At 53.7% G+C, this 2424-nt stretch carries 3 protein-coding genes; 1 reads left to right on the forward strand and 2 read right to left on the reverse strand.

What is annotated here, in order from left to right; translation table 11 throughout:
* Nucleotides 1-436: 436 nt before the first annotated feature.
* A complete protein-coding gene (locus tag RMSM_RS22200; protein ID WP_144057858.1) occupies nucleotides 437-637 on the forward strand; it encodes a hypothetical protein in 201 nt (66 codons plus the stop codon).
* Between the two features lie 266 nt (nucleotides 638-903).
* Here RMSM_RS22200 and lpxK read toward each other — a convergent pair whose 3' ends face one another.
* Both lpxK and RMSM_RS22210 read right to left on the reverse strand, forming a co-directional pair.
* A complete protein-coding gene (gene lpxK, locus RMSM_RS22205) occupies nucleotides 904-1995 on the reverse strand; it encodes a tetraacyldisaccharide 4'-kinase (protein ID WP_008701612.1) in 1092 nt (363 codons plus the stop codon).
* A gap of 63 nt (nucleotides 1996-2058) precedes the next feature.
* A partial coding sequence (locus RMSM_RS22210; protein ID WP_144057859.1) for a DUF3516 domain-containing protein occupies nucleotides 2059-2424 on the reverse strand: 366 nt, incomplete at its 5' end.

The raw sequence follows: 2424 nt of genomic DNA on the forward strand, positions 1-2424 counted from the left end.
CCAAAGAATCGAATAGCGACACTTGTTCACTAAACATCATGTCTTCAGGTTCTTGAGCTGTAGAAGGCCGAGCACTAACGCTGAGAAAAACGGCCATAGCGAGCGAGAGCGGCAGGATGTGACAAATACGCATAAATCACTTCACAATTTACAGAGGTTAGGCGGGTGGGACGAACCCATCCAGGGCTCCTTTGAGAAATCGGATTTCGCGGCAGAACGAATGCAGCCTCACCGTTAAAACTGTCCCAAGTCACTGATTTTTGAGAGGGAATTGAAGGATTATTGGGGTCATCCCCCTTCAAATTTGAAGAAAACTGAGTCCACTATGTAAGAACGAGGGTCGCAGACGGCTCTCGGGTTTTGGGAAACCAATCCTTTGCGTATCTGTTTTCCCGCAAAACAATTCCACCCCTTTCTTAGTTCGAGGATTTTTTCCGTGCCCACTTTCCGAATGATGATCCCCACCTTTTTGGTTGCTGCTGCATTGATGGTTGTCGCTGTCGGTTGCAAGCCTCCTGCCCCGCCAACGGTCAACATCGACGATACCGAAGAAGTAGAAGGTGGATCGAACACGACTGCCGCAGTTGAAACTCCAAGCAACACAACCGCTGTTGTTGAAACACCAGCTGCTGAGTAAGAATCGAAGGAATCATCGCATCAGGAGTTCGCTCCTGAAACGCGACCTGAATACGAGAATTTGAAAACGTCTCTCCACAGCGGAGAGACGTTTTTTTTGGAGCTCCGCCCGTGGAGGAGTCTTCCCGTCTATTAGCTGCGTTGGCGCAAGCGGCTTGTTGAATAATCCAAAGTCAAATCGCAACCGTGAGCCGTGGGCCGTAAGGCATCGGGTAGTGCGTAGGACCCGGCCGCTGACGCGTCGCGGCTCAATAAAACAACAAGCCGCTAACAATCTTCTTCCACTGTGACCTGTTCGGCGACTTGCCCGAGCAGAGCTTGCAACGCGCCTTCAGCCGAATCGGATGATCCCGAATCTTGCCGTTCACTCAAACGCAGCTCGACAACTAACGCTGCCACCGGAACACCACCAAGCGAATCCGTGCAAAGTTTGACGAGGTCTTTGTGAGTGCAGACGACTCGCGAGATCGAATCGCCCATCGATCGAATCCACGTTCGCAGCGATTCGACCGTTTCGGGTGAATAGGGATCGTGATCGGGCAGCGCACGGGATGCGACGATTTCGGCGCCACCCTTCGTCAACGTTTCTTGGAAAGCGTCGGGATTCCCGATCGCCGAAACGACCGCAATGCGACATCCCTCCAGCTTCGAAAGCGGGACCTCCTGACTCGGATACTCTAACAGCGACGTCGGTACATGCTGGCTTCGCACGATCGGTAGCGTCGCGTTTACGTTTTGAATCTGCTGTTCGATCCAGCCCAGACGTTCCTCATCGACCGCATCACAGCGGCTGAGGATGACCAGGTCGGCACGTGTTAGGCTCGAGATCGGTTCACGCAATAAACCTCGCGGCAAGAGATGTCCAAACCCAAACGGATTGGTCGCATCGATCACCACTAAATCGAGATCGCGATGCAAGCGGCGGTGCTGGAACCCGTCGTCCATCAAGACTAATTGAACTTCTAATTCGTCGACTGCGATCGCTGCTGCGGCCACCCGATCGGGATCTTGCACATGCGGCACATCCGGAAGCCGAGCATACAATTCGAGTGCCTCGTCGTTGGCATCGGCATCGCCTCGGCCATATCCACGGCTGACGATGCCCACACGAATGCCCTTGCTACGAAACCATTTTGCCAAAAAACAGACGACGGGCGTCTTTCCGGTTCCGCCAGTGGTCAAGTTGCCGACGCTAATTACCGGCACATCGCATCGCAGGACGTTTTGGCCGGAATCGTAGCTGCGATTGCGTTTCCAAATGCCAACGGCATACGCCCGGCTGGCGACCCACAGTCCGCCTCGCATCGCCGCGGCCAACGGATCTTTCCGCCCGCCGTTCATAATCGATCGATAGTCCATAAAATTCGGAGCCGATGCAGTGGCATCTGCTGTAGTCGCGTGAGAGGCAAATCGATGACGCGGTTAAGCATTGCGTCGTCCAAGTCCGACCAAGTCGTCCACCGGTTCCTTGTTGTCCGAGAGAATTTCGTCGGTGCTTTGCGGATCGATCTTGCGGCACGATTCCGTCAACAAGTCGGCAAGATCATCGAGCGGATCTTCCCAGGTCTCGACGGTCGATTCAAGCGGAGGAACATTGGCCATTTCATCCAACAATAGAATCATTCGCAAACAGTGCCGGAACAGAATCCCCTCTTCCTTCTGAAGCTTCCGCGCGGTGACGTACTTGTTGAAATCGCCTCCGAACTCGAGCAATTCGCCAACAATCCAAACCGGACGCACATTCACATTTTGTACACGTGGAAACTCTTCACGGAACAACCGCAATAT

The sequence above is a fragment of the Rhodopirellula maiorica SM1 genome, from assembly GCF_000346295.1.
GTDB classification, from domain to species: domain Bacteria; phylum Planctomycetota; class Planctomycetia; order Pirellulales; family Pirellulaceae; genus Novipirellula; species Novipirellula maiorica.